This is a genomic window from Paenibacillus sp. 7523-1 (assembly GCF_002276415.1).
GTDB lineage: Bacteria > Bacillota > Bacilli > Paenibacillales > Paenibacillaceae > Paenibacillus > Paenibacillus illinoisensis_A.
In genome coordinates this window covers 769139-785465 of the sequence record NZ_NPBR01000005.1, presented here as the reverse complement: position 1 = coordinate 785465, position 16327 = coordinate 769139, and the positions used below count along the sequence as shown (strand labels likewise).

Genomic DNA, 16327 nt, shown 5'->3' with positions numbered 1-16327 from the left:
CTTAATGAAGAAATGTAGCTTGTACTCTGGAGCTTATCTTGAATCCTACCTTCAGACTAAGGGGTATGCGCCAGCCATTCTTGTACAGCTTCAATAAAACGGCGGGTGGCCGGGGACAGATTGGCAAGAGATGGGCAGGCTAGCCCAATGGTACGATAAGGGTCGCCGCTGAGTGGTACAAGTGCCAGTTCATTCGTATGACCTTGTAATACCATTTCTGGCAGGAGACTGATTCCGAGTCCGTTTCGAACCATGGCCATGATGGCCTGATCTTCAGCAACTTCATATACTACATTCAGCTTGGCGGCGTGCTGTCGAATCAAACGTTCAATCTCATTGTCACCACCCCAGCGGGGCAGGATAAAAGGCTGCTCCAGGAGTAATTCAAATGATACAGAAGTTTCATCTGCAAGTGGATGACCTAGAGGCAGGATGCACATCATCCTGTCTTTTTGCAATGGGATGTTCTCATAAGACATGGATTCTCCAAGGGATAAAAAGCCGAGATCAATAGCCCCACCAGCCAGCCAGGCTTCGATTTCAGCATAGTCACCCTCCCACAGTTTGATCTCTATACCCGGATGCCGCAAGCGGAATTGCTTCAGTATTCCAGGCAGCCATTGGGTCGAGACGCTGGCAAATGTTCCAATGCGCACTGTACCGACCTCAGCTCCGCGAATCAGGGATATCTCCTGGTTCATGAGCTCATTCCAACGCAAAATTTCACGCGTATAACCAAGAATCCGTTCCCCTTCAGCGGTAACCTTCACACCTGTTCGGCCTCGATTCAATAATGTAAATCCACAATCCGACTCCAGACTGGCAATGGCATGACTGATAGCAGACTGAGTAATATTCAGGGCATCCGCAGCTTTGGTAAGACTTCCGTATTCTACAACGGCATTCAAAATTTCATACTTGACCAATGACATAATTCAATCCGTTCCTTCCGGTGAGTAATGCATGAATTCATTTCATAAATACTATTATAAATATTCATTTTTATAATGGAAAGAGATCGTTTATACTTGCCAAGGCGAGTTAATTGGTACGGACTCAGCATAGAACAATACATAGAATGAAGGTTGAAGCAGAGTGGGCAGAGTCATTGGAAAACAAGTCAATGTTTCAAGAAGAGCAGATCTGCAGATGCTGCTCGCAACGGTTATTTGGGGTTCCTCCTATTTATTCATGAAGTCAGGTCTGGAGTCCATGCAAGAACTCAATCTGGTCGCATTCCGCTTCAGTATCGCTTTTATTGCCGCAGCGGTCATTTTCCACCGGAGACTGTTCCGAATGGATCTGAAAACACTTGGGGCAGGTACCATCATGGGTACTGCATTATTTGCAGCTTTTGTGCTGATTACTTATGGAGTACAGCGGACAACGACTTCGCAGGCAGGATTTCTGATTAGTTTGGCCGTAATCTTTGTGCCGATCCTAAGCACCATCTTACATAGACGCATGCCGAATACAAGGCTGATGATTAGCATTATTGTGGCTGTTGCCGGACTTGGTCTGCTCACACTCCAGCATGAGCTTAGCCTGCATACCGGTGATATCCTGTGTATTTTGGCTGCTCTAACGTATGCAATTTATATTATGATTGCTGGCAGGTATATTCCGAAACATGATCCCTTAACGCTTGGTACCATTCAGTTGGGGGTTGCAGCACTCTGGGGAATCGGGGCCACTTTCCTGTTCGAGAGTCCGCGGTTGCCGGATAGCCCGGAATCGTGGGTGGCTATTCTCGGACTTGGGGTACTGTGCAGTGGTATTGGATATATCCTCCAGACACTGGCTCAGCGTCATGCATCGCCTACCCGGACCAGTCTCATTTTCTCTCTTGAACCGCTGTTTGCGGCAGCCTTTGCTTTTAGTTTCCAGGGAGAGACATTAACGCCTCAAGGATATACGGGAGCCGCATTGATGCTGCTGGGTGTATTAATAACAGAAATTAGAACATTGGACGTCAGGTTTTGGCGCAGGAAGCGGAGGACATTGCCTGCAGACCTAGGGGAGCAGGGAGCTTCCGGAATATAAAATCGGCATAAGACAAAAGAGTTCGAACATCTCTTTCTAGAAGAGTGGACGAACTCTTTTTTGGTATAAATTGCAATCTATGTTGGCTAACAAAACAAACAAAATTATAACTTGTTTTGTTGGATTATGTTTTTTATGCTACACTAAATGTAAATTAAGGGAGAACGGGTGAGTGAGTAATATGGGCAAAAAGGTGACCATGCAGCAAATTGCCGATGCTGCGGGGGTGTCAAAATTCGCAGTCTCGCGTGCTTTGACGGGAAAACCAGGGGTGAGTGAACAAACCAGGGAAATGATTGTGAGAACGGCAGGTCAACTGGGGTATTTCAAAACAGAAACCAAGCGATATCCTGTTGAGCCACAGCCTGTACGCAGCAGCAAGCCAGTGCAGTCAGGCACGATTCTCATTTTGTTTCCCAATATTCGTTCCCAAAATCGATCCTCACTGTACTGGGGGCCTGTATTTGACGGTATTTCTGCCCGCCTTAACGAACAGGGGATGGATATATTAACATTAACCGAACCATCTTCGGACCGGATGTTCTCGGTACTTAATCCTGAAGCAATTAGCGGCATTATAACCGTGGGATTCATCTCCACCCCTATACTGCTTGAGATTTATAGACTTCAAATATCGCTCGTGATGGTGGATCATGAAGACCCGGCCATTCACGGGGATACCGTATTTACGGATAATATCAAATGTATGAAAGAACTGGTGCTGATGCTCGTAAGCAAGGGGTACAGACGATTCCAGTTTGCCGGCCAGCTTCCTGATGCAGCAAGCTTCAGAGAGCGTTGGTTAGGATACCGAACGGTGCTTGAAGAAATGCAGCTATCAACAATGCAGCATGCTGACTTGCTGGGACCGGATCTCAAGCTCATTCAGAAGGCAATAACCGAAATGCCGTTAGAAGATATTCCAGAAGTCATCGTCTGTACCAATGATCATACGGCAGTAATTGTCCTGCGTGCCTTACAGAGTCGAGGCATTGCAGTGCCTGAGCGCTGTGCGGTGACAGGTTTTGATAATACGAGTGTAGATGAGCCTATTCTGGCCACGGTTCATATCAACAAGGAAAACCTCGGCATTAGGGCTGTGGATCAATTATTATGGCGTATGGATCACCCCCATGAGCCGTATGAGCGCAAGTTGATCTATTCCGATTTGGTTGTCCGGGATGAGTACAACGCCATTCGTGAGCAAGATCAAGGTGAATAAATGCTTAGCGAATAGAGAAGAAGACATGAGCGATGAACGGCTCATGTCTTTTTTTTGTTTTCCTATTTTGTTATTTGAGAAAAACGGATTGACGTTAAGTGTGTTATCATGTTAATTTTGTTTTGTAAGTTATTCGATAATTTAATAACAAAACCTAACAAATCGTTTCGCTTAAGACACTTCATCGATAAACGGAGGCTGTTATGAGTAAAATACAATCACAGATTTTTCAAAATTGGACGTTCAAGGCATGTGAGGATCAAGAATGGTTGCCGGCTCAGGTGCCCGGCTGTGTGCATACGGATTTGCTGAAACTGGATAAGATTCCGGACCCGTTTTATGGAACGAACGAGAAAGAGATTCAGTGGATTGACAAGAAGGATTGGGAATACCGGACAGTTTTTGATATCAACGAGGATTTGTTATCACAGGAACATCTGGAGATTGTGTTTGACGGTCTCGATACATATGCGGATGTATATGTGAATGACCAGCACGTATTATCTGCTGACAACATGTTCCGCGTGTGGAATGTGGATGTGAAGTCCATTGTGAAGGCCAGTGGTAACGTACTCCGAATTCGTTTTCGGTCACCGATCCAGGAAGATCTGCCCAAGCTTGAGAAGTTGGGTTATGCATTGCCTGCATCCAATGACCAGTCCGATGTCGGTGGACTTGGTGATAAACGAGTGAGTATTTTTGCCCGGAAAGCACCTTATCACTATGGTTGGGACTGGGGTCCCCGCTTCGTAACCAGTGGTATCTGGCGTGAAGCGCGTCTGGAAGGCTGGTCCGAAGTGAAAATCAATGATGTATTCATCCGGCAAAATGAAGTAACCGCTTCCGCAGCCTCGCTGACGGCCATCGTGGAAGTTGAAACGTTCAACCCGATTGAAACGATTATCCGTATTGGTACGGATGGTCAGACATGGGAACAGGCTGCTTCGCTTCAGGCAGGGGTGCAAACGATCGAAATTTCAGTTTCGATTAACGAACCGAAGCTGTGGTGGAGCCGGGGATTAGGTGATCCGCATATGTACTCCTTTGTTACGGAAGTGCTCAAGGGAGAACAGGTTCTGGCCGATTCGACAGTTAAGACAGGGCTTCGATCTATTCGCCTGGTGCGGGACAAGGATGAAGCTGGAGCTTCTTTCTACTTTGAATTGAACGGTGTTGCCGTCTTTGCAAAAGGCGCGAATCATATTCCAAATGACAGCTTTATTACGGAGATTACGGCAGAGCGTTATCGACATGAGATTGTCTCAGCAGCCGAGTCCAACATGAACATGCTTCGGGTATGGGGCGGCGGTATCTACGAAGAAGATGTGTTCTATGAATTATGCGATGAGTATGGCTTGCTGGTTTGGCAGGACTTTATGTTTGCATGCAGCATGTATCCGGGTGACGAGGCGTTCCTGAACAGCGTGAGACATGAGGCCATCGATAATGTGAAACGTTTGCGCAATCATCCAAGCATCGTACTATGGTGCGGAAATAACGAAATCGACTCGGCTTGGGCTCATTACATTGAAGACGGTGGCTGGGGCTGGAAAAAGGATTATAATGCCGAACAGCGCGAGAAGATCTGGGCAGATTATGAAGCCATTTTCCATGAGCTACTTCCGGAAGTGGTTGAAGCCTATGCGCCAGGTGTGGACTATTGGCCTTCTTCGCCACTCGTATCACTGACGGGTGATGACAAGCAGCATGCTAATCCATCAACGTCGGAAGGAGATATTCACTACTGGGGCGTGTGGCACAGCGTTGAACCATTTGAAAACTACAACGTTTACGTTGGCCGTTTTATGAGCGAATATGGATTCCAGTCGTTCCCGGAATACAAATCTGTTCGCAAATATGCGGAGGAAGAAGATCTGGCACTGGAATCCGAAGTGATGCTAGCACACCAGAAGAACGGTGCAGGTAACCGTCTGATCAAGCAGTATATGGACATGTACATGCATGAACCGAAGGACTTCCCATCCTTCCTGTACATGAGTCAGGTGCTTCAGGCTGAAGCAATGAAAACAGCCATTGAGGCACATCGCCGCCGTAAACCTTATTGTATGGGAACACTCTACTGGCAGATGAATGATTGCTGGCCGGTCGCTTCCTGGGCAGGCATGGACTACTTCGGTAACTGGAAGGCCTTGCAGTATTATGCCAAACGCAGTTTCAGTGACGTACTGGTCTCGGTGGATGGTACGAAGGAAGACAGAACGGATGTATACCTGATTTCGGATCAGCTGCAGCCGGTAGAGGGTCAATTGCAAGTGCGACTCATAGGGTTCGATGGTACGGTATACCGGGAGGAAGAGCACGCAGTGAGTCTGGAGTCGAATTCCGGTAAACAGGTCCTGACCCTGAACAACGCCGACTGGCTCCAAGGCCGCGATGCGGCAGCAACCCTGTTGCGATTGGAACTGAAGCAGAAGGGTCACGCAGACATTGTACAGGAACACTATTTTGCACCATCGAAGGATCTTGGCTTGAAGCAAGCTGCGATCCAGGTGACTGAAGTGCAGGAGTCCGATGGTTCATATGTGGTTCTGGAGAGTGACACCCTGGCTAAACAGGTATGGATCTCTACAGAAGCTGAAGGTGTGTTCTCCGATAACTTCTTCGATCTCATTCCAGGCATTCCGGTGAAGGTCAAGTTCACGTCCAGAGAAGGATTACAGCATGCTGGTGCTGCCTCGGAAACTGGTGCGATTGAGGTTCGTTCGATGGCGGATTTTATTAAACTTTAAGTGTACTTATTATTAATTTATTGAATAAACAAATGTGAAAGGCCTGGGCGCACATATCGTGTACCCAGGCCTTTTTTTAGTTTCTCTATCTCACAACACCATTAGTGGATGCTTCTTATTTTTCGATTTCGAGGATTTCAAGGTCAAACGGGTCCATTAGCAGCTGATCTTCCTTGATTAGACCGTCCAGTGCACTCGTATAGGTATCATTCAACTGAATGGAAACAGTCTCGGGGCTTAAGTTCAGAATAAAACGAAATGATCCTTTCGGACCTGTCCGGGTGGTGATCTGTACCCCGTCAGGTAGGGCTTCAATTCCCGCAAGCTTGCGTTTGTCCCCAATCGTTCGTAGTAACTTGCGCAAATAGGCCTCTTCCGGCTGGGTGGCTATGTAATAGACCTCACCCTCACCCCACTGGTTTCGCGTAACGGCTGCACTTTCGGCATAGAATTGATCCGCATATACAGCAACAGGTTGTGCCGTATCGAGTTCAAGTACATCTGCCCACTGGGATGCAGCATATTCATTGCCCTGATCATCCCGAATCGTGATGGTGTCACCGCCTACCGGGTCATATTCGGTCACTCTCACACCGGAACAAGCGGACAACAAGCCCGGCAGCGGGGCCATCACACATACATTATGGTCATCCTTAACGCCGGAACGATGTGTAAGGATCAGGGTTCCTCCTGCAGCTGCAAATGCCTGGAGTCGCTCTGCGGTTGCCTCGTCCAGGAGGTACAGATGAGGAGCAATAATGATTTTATAGCCGTCCAGTGATGCGGAAGAGTGGATGACATCTGTACTGATTCCCAATTTGGTCAAGGCACGATGCCATACTTTTATATTTTCGTAGTAGTTCAATCCCTCAGCCTGAGGTTGAATATGCAGGGCGTATAATTGCTCATGCGAATGAAGGATGGCAACTTCATTGTCCAGAGTTGAACCTTGCAGACGCTCGCCGAGTCTGTTCACCTCCGTGCACAGCTGCTGGAATTCTTTAAACCGCCGGCCGGGCACATTGCTGTGGTCTATAAGGCCATGCCAGAACTGTTCCGCTCCTACCGCAGCACTCCGCCAGCGGAAATGCACAACCGCATCTGCTCCGCGGGCTATGGTCTGCCACGAGTAAGCACGCAGAAAACCCGGACGTGGGGCGCGCCACATTGGAAACCAGCATCCTGGCGGTCCGCTTAGCTGTTCCATAATCCAGAAATTGCGGCGTTTGATGCCACGTGTCAGATCTAGAGACAGCGCTCCACTGTATGGTGCCGTTTCGGTTTTGTTTGGTGATGGATTCGGATAATAATCAAAAGAAGCGAAATCGAGCTCTGCTGCAATTTTATATTGATCCGCCTTCTGCGGATAACTATGGAAATTATGCGTAATCGCATGGTCAGGACAATTGCGGCGAATGATGTCTATCTGAATCTGCTGAAAGGCGACGATGGAATCCGACTGAAAACGGGAATAGTCCAGCAAGAAAGAAGGATTCTGAAAGTTGGAACCCCCATAAGGCGGTGTAATCTGTTCCCAATCACTGTATTCACCACTCCACACCACCGTACCCCAGCGTTGATTGACTTGTTCCAGCGTCGAGTAACGCGCTTGAACCCATTCGCGAAAAGCGTCCGCACAGGCGGGACACTGGCAATCCGTGAAGCTGAATTCATTGTCTGTTTGCCAGCCCACGACTCCCGGGTGCTTGGCATAACGTTCAGACAGCTTCTGCACGATGCGTGCACTGTACGTTCTCATGCTCGGACTGTTATAGCAGCGGTGGCCACGAACCCCTTCGTGGTATCGTTGACCGTTGGGAAGGATAGGCAGAATATCCGGACATTTCTCAGTGAGCCAGCGTGGTGGTGTCATGGTGGGTGTTCCAATGATGATCTCTAAACCTTGACTATGCAGAATATCCAGCGCCTGATCAAGCCACTTCCAATCGAACTGCCCATCCGCAGGCTCCATACGGCTCCACGCAAATTCACCCACACGCACAATGTGTACACCGCTATCGGCCATCAAACGGGCATCCTGTTCCCATAACTCAGAGTCCCAATGCTCTGGATAATAATCGACGCCCATTCGAACGGGACGGTTGAATTCCATATGAATTAGCTCCTTTGTTGTCGAAATAGTAAACGGCATATGAAGTTCATATGCTTGAAACGGTCATATCAGCAACGCCATCCTATGAACGTAGGGTGCTTCTAACTCATTGTATAATGGATGTTTTCAGTGGAGTATAACATCATGTTGTGATCATTAGCATCATTTTGTCATTTTCAAAAGTGTCTCGAAATGTAATGTCTTGTACGCAGTGGTTACGCATTAATTCTTTGCATATGGCCATGCATAATTTCCCTTTAATTACAAACAATACATTCAAATTCACACAGGGAAGGAAGCGTTGAGCATGTGCAATCGTTTTTCATTGGCAGCTGATCTGGATGAAGTGAGGGACCATTTTAAGATTGAACGCGTGATGTACTATTACAAGAACCGCTATAACATTAGTCCGACGCAGCATACGCCGATCATTTTGCATCAGGACGGTGAACGGGTATTGGACGAGTTTCGCTGGGGATTTATTCCGTTCTGGGGGCGTGATGCCGTCAATGCCAACCTGATGACCGTGCATGAGAACCCATCCTACTACAAACTGGTGGAAACGAAACGGTGCGTTATCCCATGTAATGGACTGTATTACTGGCGCAAGGAAGGCAAAAAAAGCTATGCGGTACGAGTGGTAATGCCGGACCGGGGGTTGTTTGGTATCGCAGGATTATATGAAATTTGGAAAGACACCCGCAAGGAACCGCTTCGCACCTGTACGATGCTAATGACTGGTGCCAACATGGTGACCCGGGAGTTCGGGAGCAAAATGCCGGCGATTCTCTCGGAAGACGAAATCAACACATGGCTTGACCCTGCTAATACACGGGTAACACAGCTGCTGCCTCTTCTCAAATCGTACAATACGACAGATATGAACCTGTACCCGGTGACACCTATGGTAGCTAATGATGAACATGATTGTTATGAATGTGTGGAAGAGATGGATCTGAAACTCGCATATGTACGCAATTTCTAAACGCATTTGGTGGATGGCGATCCATGGGGCGGAGTGTAGGATGTCACTTCGCCCTTTTTGCTGTGAGCTTGATGCGGCGTGAATGTGTTTAATAAATGAAGGAATTGAACCGTCCAAAAAGATTTGAAAATGAAAAGTTGAAATATGGAGTAATAGTAACTATAATGGTTACAGTAATCGAAATACGTATTCATATATCTATTTAAAGAGATATTATAATCAGGAGGGAACCACGAATGAATCCAAAGTATAGCCAAATGTTTGAACAAGTTTCACTACCAAACGGCATTAATCTCAAAAACCGGATCGTACTCGCTCCTATGACTCATATGTCCTCGAATCCCGACGGTACCGTCTCGGATGCTGAACTGGCTTATTATGCTCGTCGCACTGGCGGTGCAGGTATGTCCGTGACTGCCGTAACGTATGTAACACCGAACGGTATCGGATTTCCGGCGCAATTTGCAGCCTATGACGATAGCTTCGTTCCGGGCTTGAAACGCCTCGCCGACACGATCAAGCAGCAAGGTTCCAAAGCAGTACTTCAGATTTTCCATGCCGGACGTCTCACTCCGGAACAAGCTGTACCCGCTGGTCAAGTGGTAGCACCGAGTGCAGTTGCCAGTGAACGTCCAGGATCTCCTCAACCGAGAGAACTGTCTGACGAAGAGATTACGTCCATCATCAACGATTTCGGTGAAGCGACACGTCGCGCCATTGAAGCCGGATTCGACGGTGTAGAGATCCACGGTGCGAACGGTTACTTGATCCAGCAGTTCGTCTCTCCGCATTCCAATCGCCGGGAAGACCGCTGGGGTGGCAGCATTGAGAAACGCCTGACATTCCCGCTGGCTGTAGTGGATGAAGTGAATAAGGTTGTTGCGAAACATACCAAGCTTCCGTTTATTGTCGGATACCGTTTCTCTCCTGAAGAACCGGAAACACCAGGTTTGACTATGGAAGAGACTTACGCACTCATTGATGCACTGAAAGAAAAAAATCTGGATTACTTGCATGTATCCCTGAACGAGTTCTGGTCCAAACCACGCCGGGGCGAAGCTGATACCCGTTCCAGAATGGAATTTATCCTTGACCGTGTAGGCGGCAAATTGCCGGTTATTGGTGTAGGTGCAATCCATACGGCAGACGAGGCAGCGGAAGCTCTTCAAACTGGCGTGCCACTGCTTGCCATCGGACGTGAGTTGATTATTGAACCGGATTGGGTAGAAAAAATCGAGAGCGGACGCGAAGAGGATATCGAGACCGTTTTGACAAAAGCGGATCAAGAGCGTCTGGTTATCCCTGACGGATTGTGGAATGCTATCATTAACACACCGGGCTGGTTCCCTTTGGCAGACGATAAATAATACATCTCAGCAATGACGGAGGGAGCATAGGCTCCCTCTTTTTGCACGTTCTTCATCCCGATAAAATTCTCCTTCAGGTAGCACTGTGGTATGATGGGATGTACAGGATTCATCTTGGATATCAACGGTTTGGAGTGAAGAAATAATGCTCGTGGCTGAACGTTATGAGAAAATTGTGGAATGGGTGGATGCTCAGGGAAGCATGCGTGTAACCGAGCTTAGTGAGCGCTGCGGGGTGACGGAGGAGACGATTCGCCGCGATCTGGACAAACTGGAGCAAGCTGGCAGGCTTAGAAGATCCCATGGCGGTGCGGTAAGCGTAAAATACAAAGAAGAAGGACAAGCGGAGATCCCTTATCCTGAACGGGCGATTACACATGCTGAAGAAAAGCGTAGAATAGCCGAAGAAGCCATCAAAATGGTACAGCCAGGCGACCGGATTGCACTGGATGCAAGCACAACGGCATGGTATATGGCTGCAGGGCTGCCGAATATTCAGCTGACCGTATTGACCAACTCCATCAAGGTGGCCGCTGAACTAAGCAGCAAGGAACAGATCAGGGTTATTGCAACGGGAGGGCAGCTTGCTTCCAAGTCATTGTCTTTTGTAGGCCCGCTCGCTGAACGTTCACTGGATGCCTATCATGTGGACAAGGTGTTTCTGTCCTGCAAAGGGGTGCATTTGACCAAAGGCATCAGTGAATCGAACGAATTACAGGCTCTCGTGAAACAGAAGATGATCAGTATTGCGGATGAAGTTATTTTGCTCGCCGATTCGAGCAAGTTCGATATACAGGCTTTTACGAGAGTTGCAGAACTCAGCAGTGTGACACAGGTTATTACCGATGTGGGGTTGAACGAAGAGCTTGTTAGCGCACTAAACGAACAATCCATACCATGTAAACGAGTGTAGTTATAGAAAGGAATGAGTGAAATGAAACATCCTTTTCATCTGAAAGCCGTATGGAACGGCGGACGTAACAGTGAGGGAACAATTGATGCTGGAGGATTAAAATCGGTCATATCCATCCCACAGGAGATGGGGGGGCCAGGTACAGGAACCAATCCGGATGAAATGCTGCTGGGTGCAGCCTCTACCTGTTATCTAATTACCCTGGCGGCCATGCTGGAACGCTCGGATATTAGACCGCATGAGCTGACACTGGAGTCGGAAGCAACAGTGGATGTCACCAATAATATTTTTACGTATGAACGAATCGTGCATCGACCACGCATTGTGCTTCAGTCTAATGCAACAGAGGCTGAGCTGACCAAAGCGGATCGACTTGCACATAAGGCCGAAGAGTCTTGTATGATATCAAGAGCAGTCGCAGGGAATGTAACCATCGAAACGCAGCCTGTTATTGTCACAGCTGATGTTAAAACAGTCTAAAAGAAATGAAGAGACGGCGCGAGCCGTCATTTGTGTAAAATAAGGGGAAGTTCGGTATGAATTCACAGAAAAGCAAAGCGAACCGATTCGTGCGTTTAACGCGTGCGTTGAAGCTGAATTTTCTTAAATTGTTACGTGCTCCAGGAGGAGCACATAAGGTTTCCACCGGATTTGCGATCGGCTTTGGTCTCGAATTGATCGTTATCTCCACGGCATCACTGATCTATCTCGTGTTTTACCCCATTGTGCGATTGTCTGGCGGTTCACTTCCGGCTGCTATCGTTGGTAATGTGATCGGAAAACTGACATTTCTGCCGATTTTGCTCATGCCGCTAGCCAAGCAGATCGGGTCATGGATATTGCCAGCGCACAGCATGGGACAGGGCCCTGTGCACGAGAGTGCTTTTATGGAGCTGTTTCGCGGCAACTGGTCTGCGCTGAGCGAACTATTGCTGGGTGGGCTTGATATCCTTGCAGGCATGTCTGTCTTTGGCGTGATTCTGGGGTTCATTTCGTATTTTGTGGTCAAATTCTTCTACGTCAGAGCTCTCCGGCGTCGCCATGAACGAAGATTGGAGAAGCGCCGCCTAGCGGCGATGTCTCCTGGACCAGCACCCGTGCTTATCCGGAAGACATCACAATCATAACTGGCAGAATGACCATGGATGCGGCGGTTGTCCATAGAATGCAGCGGGACACAAATTGAGGTGAGGCATTGAATTGTTCAGCCAAAATCACTGCGTTTACTGCCGTCGGCATGGATGCCAGAATCAGCAGGACACTAAATAAGGTGCCCTCGACCTGAAGTGAGGTGAGAATCAGGTAAGATAATACCGGCGCAGCAGCGAGACGCACGACAAGTCCAGTCCAGAAAGCACGCCGCACATTAGGCTGCCATGGCTCGGCGGAACCGCGTGGTCGTAACATCTGTGCACCCAATATGGCAAGCACGACCGGGGAATAGCCCGCTGCAAGCATCGAGATACCTCCATCCAGAGCTTCAGGAAGACTGATGTTGGTGGACCGCAGCACGATTGCAATGACTGCGGCATAAATGGACGGCATACGGAATACGGACAAAATGGCATGTTTGACCGTGAATTCCGACCTGACTGCGAAGAAGATACCGACCGTATTCACAATAATCATCTGTCCGATCACATAGACCGAGGCCTTGTCCAATCCCAGTTGTCCAAAGGCAAGCAAAACGAGCGGGAGCCCGTAATTCACACAGTTTGTAAACGTGGAGACAAGGGTGAGTCCTGCTTTTTCGCTTGCACCCAGGTGGAAGATCCGGCTTAATAGTTCGGCCAGCGCCCATAACGCGATCAGATTAATAATGGAAAACCAGAACGTGCCTGTGACGTCCGTCCAGGTTATTTCGGCATGCAGCAGCGTATCAAAGATAAGCGCAGGGCTCAGAATATAGAGGGAGAAGGTTGATAGTGACCGGGTATCCCAATTTTTGAACCGCTTTAGCAGAATGCCTCCGATGACTGGCAGGGATATGGGCAAAAAAACATGATACAACGTAAGCAGAAATGATTGCAGCAACCGAATTCAGTCCTTTCATGATGAAAAACCTATCTAATCATAGCAGAAGTTGTCCTGAATCGTGAATGAATACCCGCATGATATTTCTCCGATAACGTTCATGAGCCCCTGTAGGTTGAGCGTGGAGAGGGCTGACGGATTGCTATTTTGATATGGCAGATTTATTATAGAAGAGGTGCAGCTAGACTACATACACATAGAGGAGGAAACTGTAATGAGTGAATCAAAACGCTTGCTCGTATTGGTCGGCTCTTATGCCGAAGCGGAAAATGAGGGCATTTACGCATATGAATTGAATGAGGATACAGGCAGCTTAAGCAAGCTGGACGGCATCTCGGGTGTGAAAAATCCAACGTTTGTAAACGTTAATGCCGAAAACAACAAAGTATATGCGATTGGGGAAGCTGTGTCTCCAGAGGGAAACAAAATGTCCGAAGCGGTTGCTCTGAACATTGATCCTTCCACAGGTAAACTATCCTTGCTTAATCGTAATGATTCCATCTCGGCTCCACCATGTCATATCCAGCGCGATCCTTCAGGACGTTACCTGATCCTTTCCAGCTATCACGGTGGACTGGTAGGTCTGCAATCGTTGACGGATAACGGTGAAGTCGGAGCGCTTTTGGACGAGAAAAAACATGAGGGTAAAGGTGCACATCCAGAGCGTCAGGACAAGCCCCACGTTCACTCTGCTTTCTTCAGCCCTGATGGCAAATACATGATGGTACAGGATTTGGGTGCTGATAAGATTGCCATCTACACGATTGATGCTGACAACAATGAGCTTGTGCTGCATAGCGAAACAAAAACCCATGCAGGAGCAGGTCCGCGTCACTTGGGGTTCCATCCGAATGGCCAGTTCGCTTATGTGATTAACGAAGTGGATTCTTCCATTACGTCTTACCGTTATGATGCAGTAGCAGGTACGTTGACTGAAGTATCCACTGTGTCGACCTTGCCGGATGGCTATGAGGGCGCTGAAAATACAACTGCTGAAATTACCGTATCGAATGATGGCCGTTTTGTATACGGATCGAACCGTGGACACGACAGCATCGTAGTATTTGCAGCAGACGCTGAAACAGGGCATCTGAAACTGGTAGAACACGTTTCTGCTGAAGGTGAACATCCACGTCACTTTGCATTGACACCGAACGGTAAATTGCTCATTGCAGCCAACCGTGATACCAACAACATCGTTACGTTCACTGTAGATCAAGAAAGCGGACGTTTGAAATACACAGGACATAGTACAGGTGCATCCAAACCGGTATGTGTAAAACCTGTTTATTTCTAAACCGAATATAGATCCAGTTGTACATGTATAGATACATGGAAAAATGCCCTGCCTTATGGCAGGGCATTTTTATTAATGTAAGGAAGAGTTTTGTTTTCGCTACTTCTTCTATAGAGTGTTGATTAATTGATTTTGATTTTAATCTTCGTATAACAACATAATTTAGTCAATAGTATCGTGTAGGTAACTACCTGACTTCAAAGTGCGTACTTCCTGAATGGAAAGTCAGCCTCTACAATGAATGAGTAGCCAAAATAAACGTTGCATGCATCTGAAGAGGCTGATTGGTGCAGGCTAATTATTTAGAATCCTATACAGCAATACTCATACTTGAACAACAAAGGAGAAATGAATCATGAAATTGCAACTCGCACTCGATCTGGTAAATATCCCTGAAGGTATCGCTCTCGTTAAAGAAGTGGAACAATATATTGATATCGTTGAGATTGGTACACCAATCGTTATTAATGAAGGTTTGCACGCGGTAAAAGCGATGAAAGAAGCATTCCCTAATTTGCAAGTTCTTGCAGACCTCAAAATTATGGATGCTGGTGGTTATGAAATCATGAAAGCAGCTGAAGCTGGTGCGGATCTGATCACTGTGCTTGGGGCAACCAATGACAGTACGATCAAAGGTGCAGTAGCAGAAGCGAAGAAACAAAACAAACAAGTTCTTGTGGACATGATCAACGTACCTAACCTTGAACAACGTGCTCGTGAAGTTGATTCTCTTGGCGTAGATTACATCTGTGTACACACAGGTTATGATCTGCAAGCTGAAGGACAAAGCCCGTTCGAAGATCTGCAAACGATCAAAGCTGCTGTGAAAAACGCAAAAACGGCTGTAGCTGGTGGCATCAAGCTGGAAACATTGCCTGAAGTGATCAAGGCACAACCGGATCTGGTCATTGTGGGCGGCGGAATCACTGGACAAGCAGACAAAGCCAAAGTTGCAGCTGAAATGCAACGTCTTGTTCAACAAGGGTAACGGAATGAGCAGCAGACAATACGCAGCTGATATTCTGAAGGAGCTGGAACGTACACTAAGCCAGATCGACGATTCGGAGATGCAGGCGATGGCTGAGCATATTCTGGCTGCTGAACAGATTTTTGTGGCAGGTGCTGGACGCTCCGGTTTGATGGGAAAGGCTTTTGCCATGAGATTGATGCAGATGGGTTTCCGGGTATTCGTTGTCGGGGAGACTGTCACACCGGGCATCAGTCCGAAGGATTTCCTTCTGTTATGCTCGGGTTCGGGAGAAACAGGCAGTCTGGCGGCGATGGCTCAAAAGGCCAGTAAAGCCGGTGCTCCTGTCGGTCTGATCACGATCAAGCCGGAGTCCACCATCGGTCAATTGGCCAGCACCGTCGTTCGTCTGCCTGCATCAGCGAAAGAGGACACGGCAACGTCAGGCGCATCAGTCACGATTCAGCCGATGGGTTCGCTTTTTGAACAAGGATTGCTGCTTGCTATGGATGCTTTGGTACTCACGTTGATGGATATGAAAGAGATGACCGGGGCGGACATGTTTGGCCGTCACGCAAATCTGGAATAGAAGATCGCTCATAGATCTTGAAGTAAACATAGACAGGACCGGGTCCC

14 protein-coding genes are annotated in these 16327 nt (G+C 47.8%); 11 read left to right on the top strand and 3 right to left on the bottom strand.

Features of this window, described 5'->3' with window-relative positions; genetic code table 11:
- Positions 1–56 precede the first annotated feature (56 nt).
- Complete coding sequence (locus tag CHH60_RS06820) at positions 57–932, bottom strand: LysR family transcriptional regulator (RefSeq protein WP_095358505.1); 876 nt, start codon at positions 930–932, stop codon at positions 57–59.
- A 163-nt stretch (positions 933–1095) separates the two neighbouring features.
- Between CHH60_RS06820 and CHH60_RS06815 the strand changes: the two genes are divergently transcribed.
- The 3 genes from CHH60_RS06815 (at position 1096) to CHH60_RS06805 (ending at position 6015) form a co-directional block, all read left to right on the top strand.
- Entirely contained in the window at positions 1096–2043 is a 948-nt protein-coding gene (locus CHH60_RS06815; protein WP_255247849.1) for a DMT family transporter, read from the top strand.
- A gap of 181 nt (positions 2044–2224) precedes the next feature.
- Entirely contained in the window at positions 2225–3265 is a 1041-nt protein-coding gene (locus CHH60_RS06810) for a LacI family DNA-binding transcriptional regulator (RefSeq protein WP_095358504.1), read from the top strand.
- A gap of 203 nt (positions 3266–3468) precedes the next feature.
- Positions 3469–6015, top strand: a complete 2547-nt coding sequence (locus tag CHH60_RS06805; protein WP_095358503.1) for a beta-mannosidase — start codon at positions 3469–3471, stop codon at positions 6013–6015.
- 115 nt (positions 6016–6130) lie between these two features.
- Here the strand turns inward: CHH60_RS06805 and CHH60_RS06800 are convergent, their stop codons facing one another.
- Positions 6131–8128 carry a beta-galactosidase gene (locus CHH60_RS06800; RefSeq protein ID WP_095358502.1) on the bottom strand — a complete coding sequence of 666 codons (1998 nt, stop codon included), beginning with the start codon at positions 8126–8128 and terminating at the stop codon, positions 6131–6133.
- Between the two features lie 307 nt (positions 8129–8435).
- Here CHH60_RS06800 and CHH60_RS06795 point away from each other — a divergent pair, with 307 nt between their 5' ends.
- From CHH60_RS06795 to CHH60_RS06775, 5 genes are all read left to right on the top strand, one after another.
- On the top strand, positions 8436–9113 hold the full coding sequence (locus CHH60_RS06795) for an SOS response-associated peptidase (protein WP_095358501.1): 678 nt from the start codon (positions 8436–8438) through the stop codon (positions 9111–9113).
- A gap of 236 nt (positions 9114–9349) precedes the next feature.
- Entirely contained in the window at positions 9350–10480 is a 1131-nt protein-coding gene (locus CHH60_RS06790; protein WP_095358500.1) for an NADH-dependent flavin oxidoreductase, read from the top strand.
- Between the two features lie 145 nt (positions 10481–10625).
- Positions 10626–11393 carry a DeoR/GlpR family DNA-binding transcription regulator gene (locus tag CHH60_RS06785; RefSeq protein WP_095358499.1) on the top strand — a complete coding sequence of 256 codons (768 nt, stop codon included), beginning with the start codon at positions 10626–10628 and terminating at the stop codon, positions 11391–11393.
- A 21-nt stretch (positions 11394–11414) separates the two neighbouring features.
- Positions 11415–11873, top strand: coding sequence for an OsmC family protein (locus CHH60_RS06780; protein WP_095358498.1), 459 nt, complete (start codon positions 11415–11417; stop codon positions 11871–11873).
- 56 nt (positions 11874–11929) lie between these two features.
- Positions 11930–12520, top strand: a complete 591-nt coding sequence (locus CHH60_RS06775) for a DUF2062 domain-containing protein (RefSeq protein ID WP_095358497.1) — start codon at positions 11930–11932, stop codon at positions 12518–12520.
- On the opposite strand, the gene CHH60_RS06770 is transcribed toward CHH60_RS06775, so the two are convergent.
- A complete protein-coding gene (locus CHH60_RS06770; protein WP_095358496.1) occupies positions 12495–13427 on the bottom strand; it encodes an AEC family transporter in 933 nt (310 codons plus the stop codon). The two genes, CHH60_RS06775 and CHH60_RS06770, sit on opposite strands and share 26 nt — an antisense overlap.
- Before the next feature lie 214 nt (positions 13428–13641).
- Between CHH60_RS06770 and CHH60_RS06765 the strand changes: the two genes are divergently transcribed.
- From CHH60_RS06765 to hxlB, 3 genes are all read left to right on the top strand, one after another.
- Entirely contained in the window at positions 13642–14724 is a 1083-nt protein-coding gene (locus tag CHH60_RS06765) for a lactonase family protein (RefSeq protein WP_095358495.1), read from the top strand.
- A gap of 355 nt (positions 14725–15079) precedes the next feature.
- Positions 15080–15712, top strand: a complete 633-nt coding sequence (gene hxlA / locus CHH60_RS06760) for a 3-hexulose-6-phosphate synthase (protein WP_090993813.1) — start codon at positions 15080–15082, stop codon at positions 15710–15712.
- A 4-nt stretch (positions 15713–15716) separates the two neighbouring features.
- The gene (gene hxlB, locus CHH60_RS06755; protein ID WP_095358494.1) at positions 15717–16280 is read left to right on the top strand and encodes a 6-phospho-3-hexuloisomerase; all 564 of its coding nucleotides are present in this window, start codon (positions 15717–15719) and stop codon (positions 16278–16280) included.
- The last annotated feature ends 47 nt before the right edge of the window (positions 16281–16327 follow it).

Coding starts and splice junctions, on each gene's coding strand:
- CHH60_RS06820 (WP_095358505.1), bottom strand. CDS start 932: ATGTCATTGGTCAAGTATGAAATTTTGAATGCCGTTGTAGAATACGGA.
- CHH60_RS06810 (WP_095358504.1), top strand. CDS start 2,225: ATGGGCAAAAAGGTGACCATGCAGCAAATTGCCGATGCTGCGGGGGTG.
- CHH60_RS06805 (WP_095358503.1), top strand. CDS start 3,469: ATGAGTAAAATACAATCACAGATTTTTCAAAATTGGACGTTCAAGGCA.
- CHH60_RS06800 (WP_095358502.1), bottom strand. CDS start 8,128: ATGGAATTCAACCGTCCCGTTCGAATGGGCGTCGATTATTATCCAGAG.
- CHH60_RS06795 (WP_095358501.1), top strand. CDS start 8,436: ATGTGCAATCGTTTTTCATTGGCAGCTGATCTGGATGAAGTGAGGGAC.
- CHH60_RS06790 (WP_095358500.1), top strand. CDS start 9,350: ATGAATCCAAAGTATAGCCAAATGTTTGAACAAGTTTCACTACCAAAC.
- CHH60_RS06785 (WP_095358499.1), top strand. CDS start 10,626: ATGCTCGTGGCTGAACGTTATGAGAAAATTGTGGAATGGGTGGATGCT.
- CHH60_RS06780 (WP_095358498.1), top strand. CDS start 11,415: ATGAAACATCCTTTTCATCTGAAAGCCGTATGGAACGGCGGACGTAAC.
- CHH60_RS06775 (WP_095358497.1), top strand. CDS start 11,930: ATGAATTCACAGAAAAGCAAAGCGAACCGATTCGTGCGTTTAACGCGT.
- CHH60_RS06765 (WP_095358495.1), top strand. CDS start 13,642: ATGAGTGAATCAAAACGCTTGCTCGTATTGGTCGGCTCTTATGCCGAA.
- hxlA (WP_090993813.1), top strand. CDS start 15,080: ATGAAATTGCAACTCGCACTCGATCTGGTAAATATCCCTGAAGGTATC.
- hxlB (WP_095358494.1), top strand. CDS start 15,717: ATGAGCAGCAGACAATACGCAGCTGATATTCTGAAGGAGCTGGAACGT.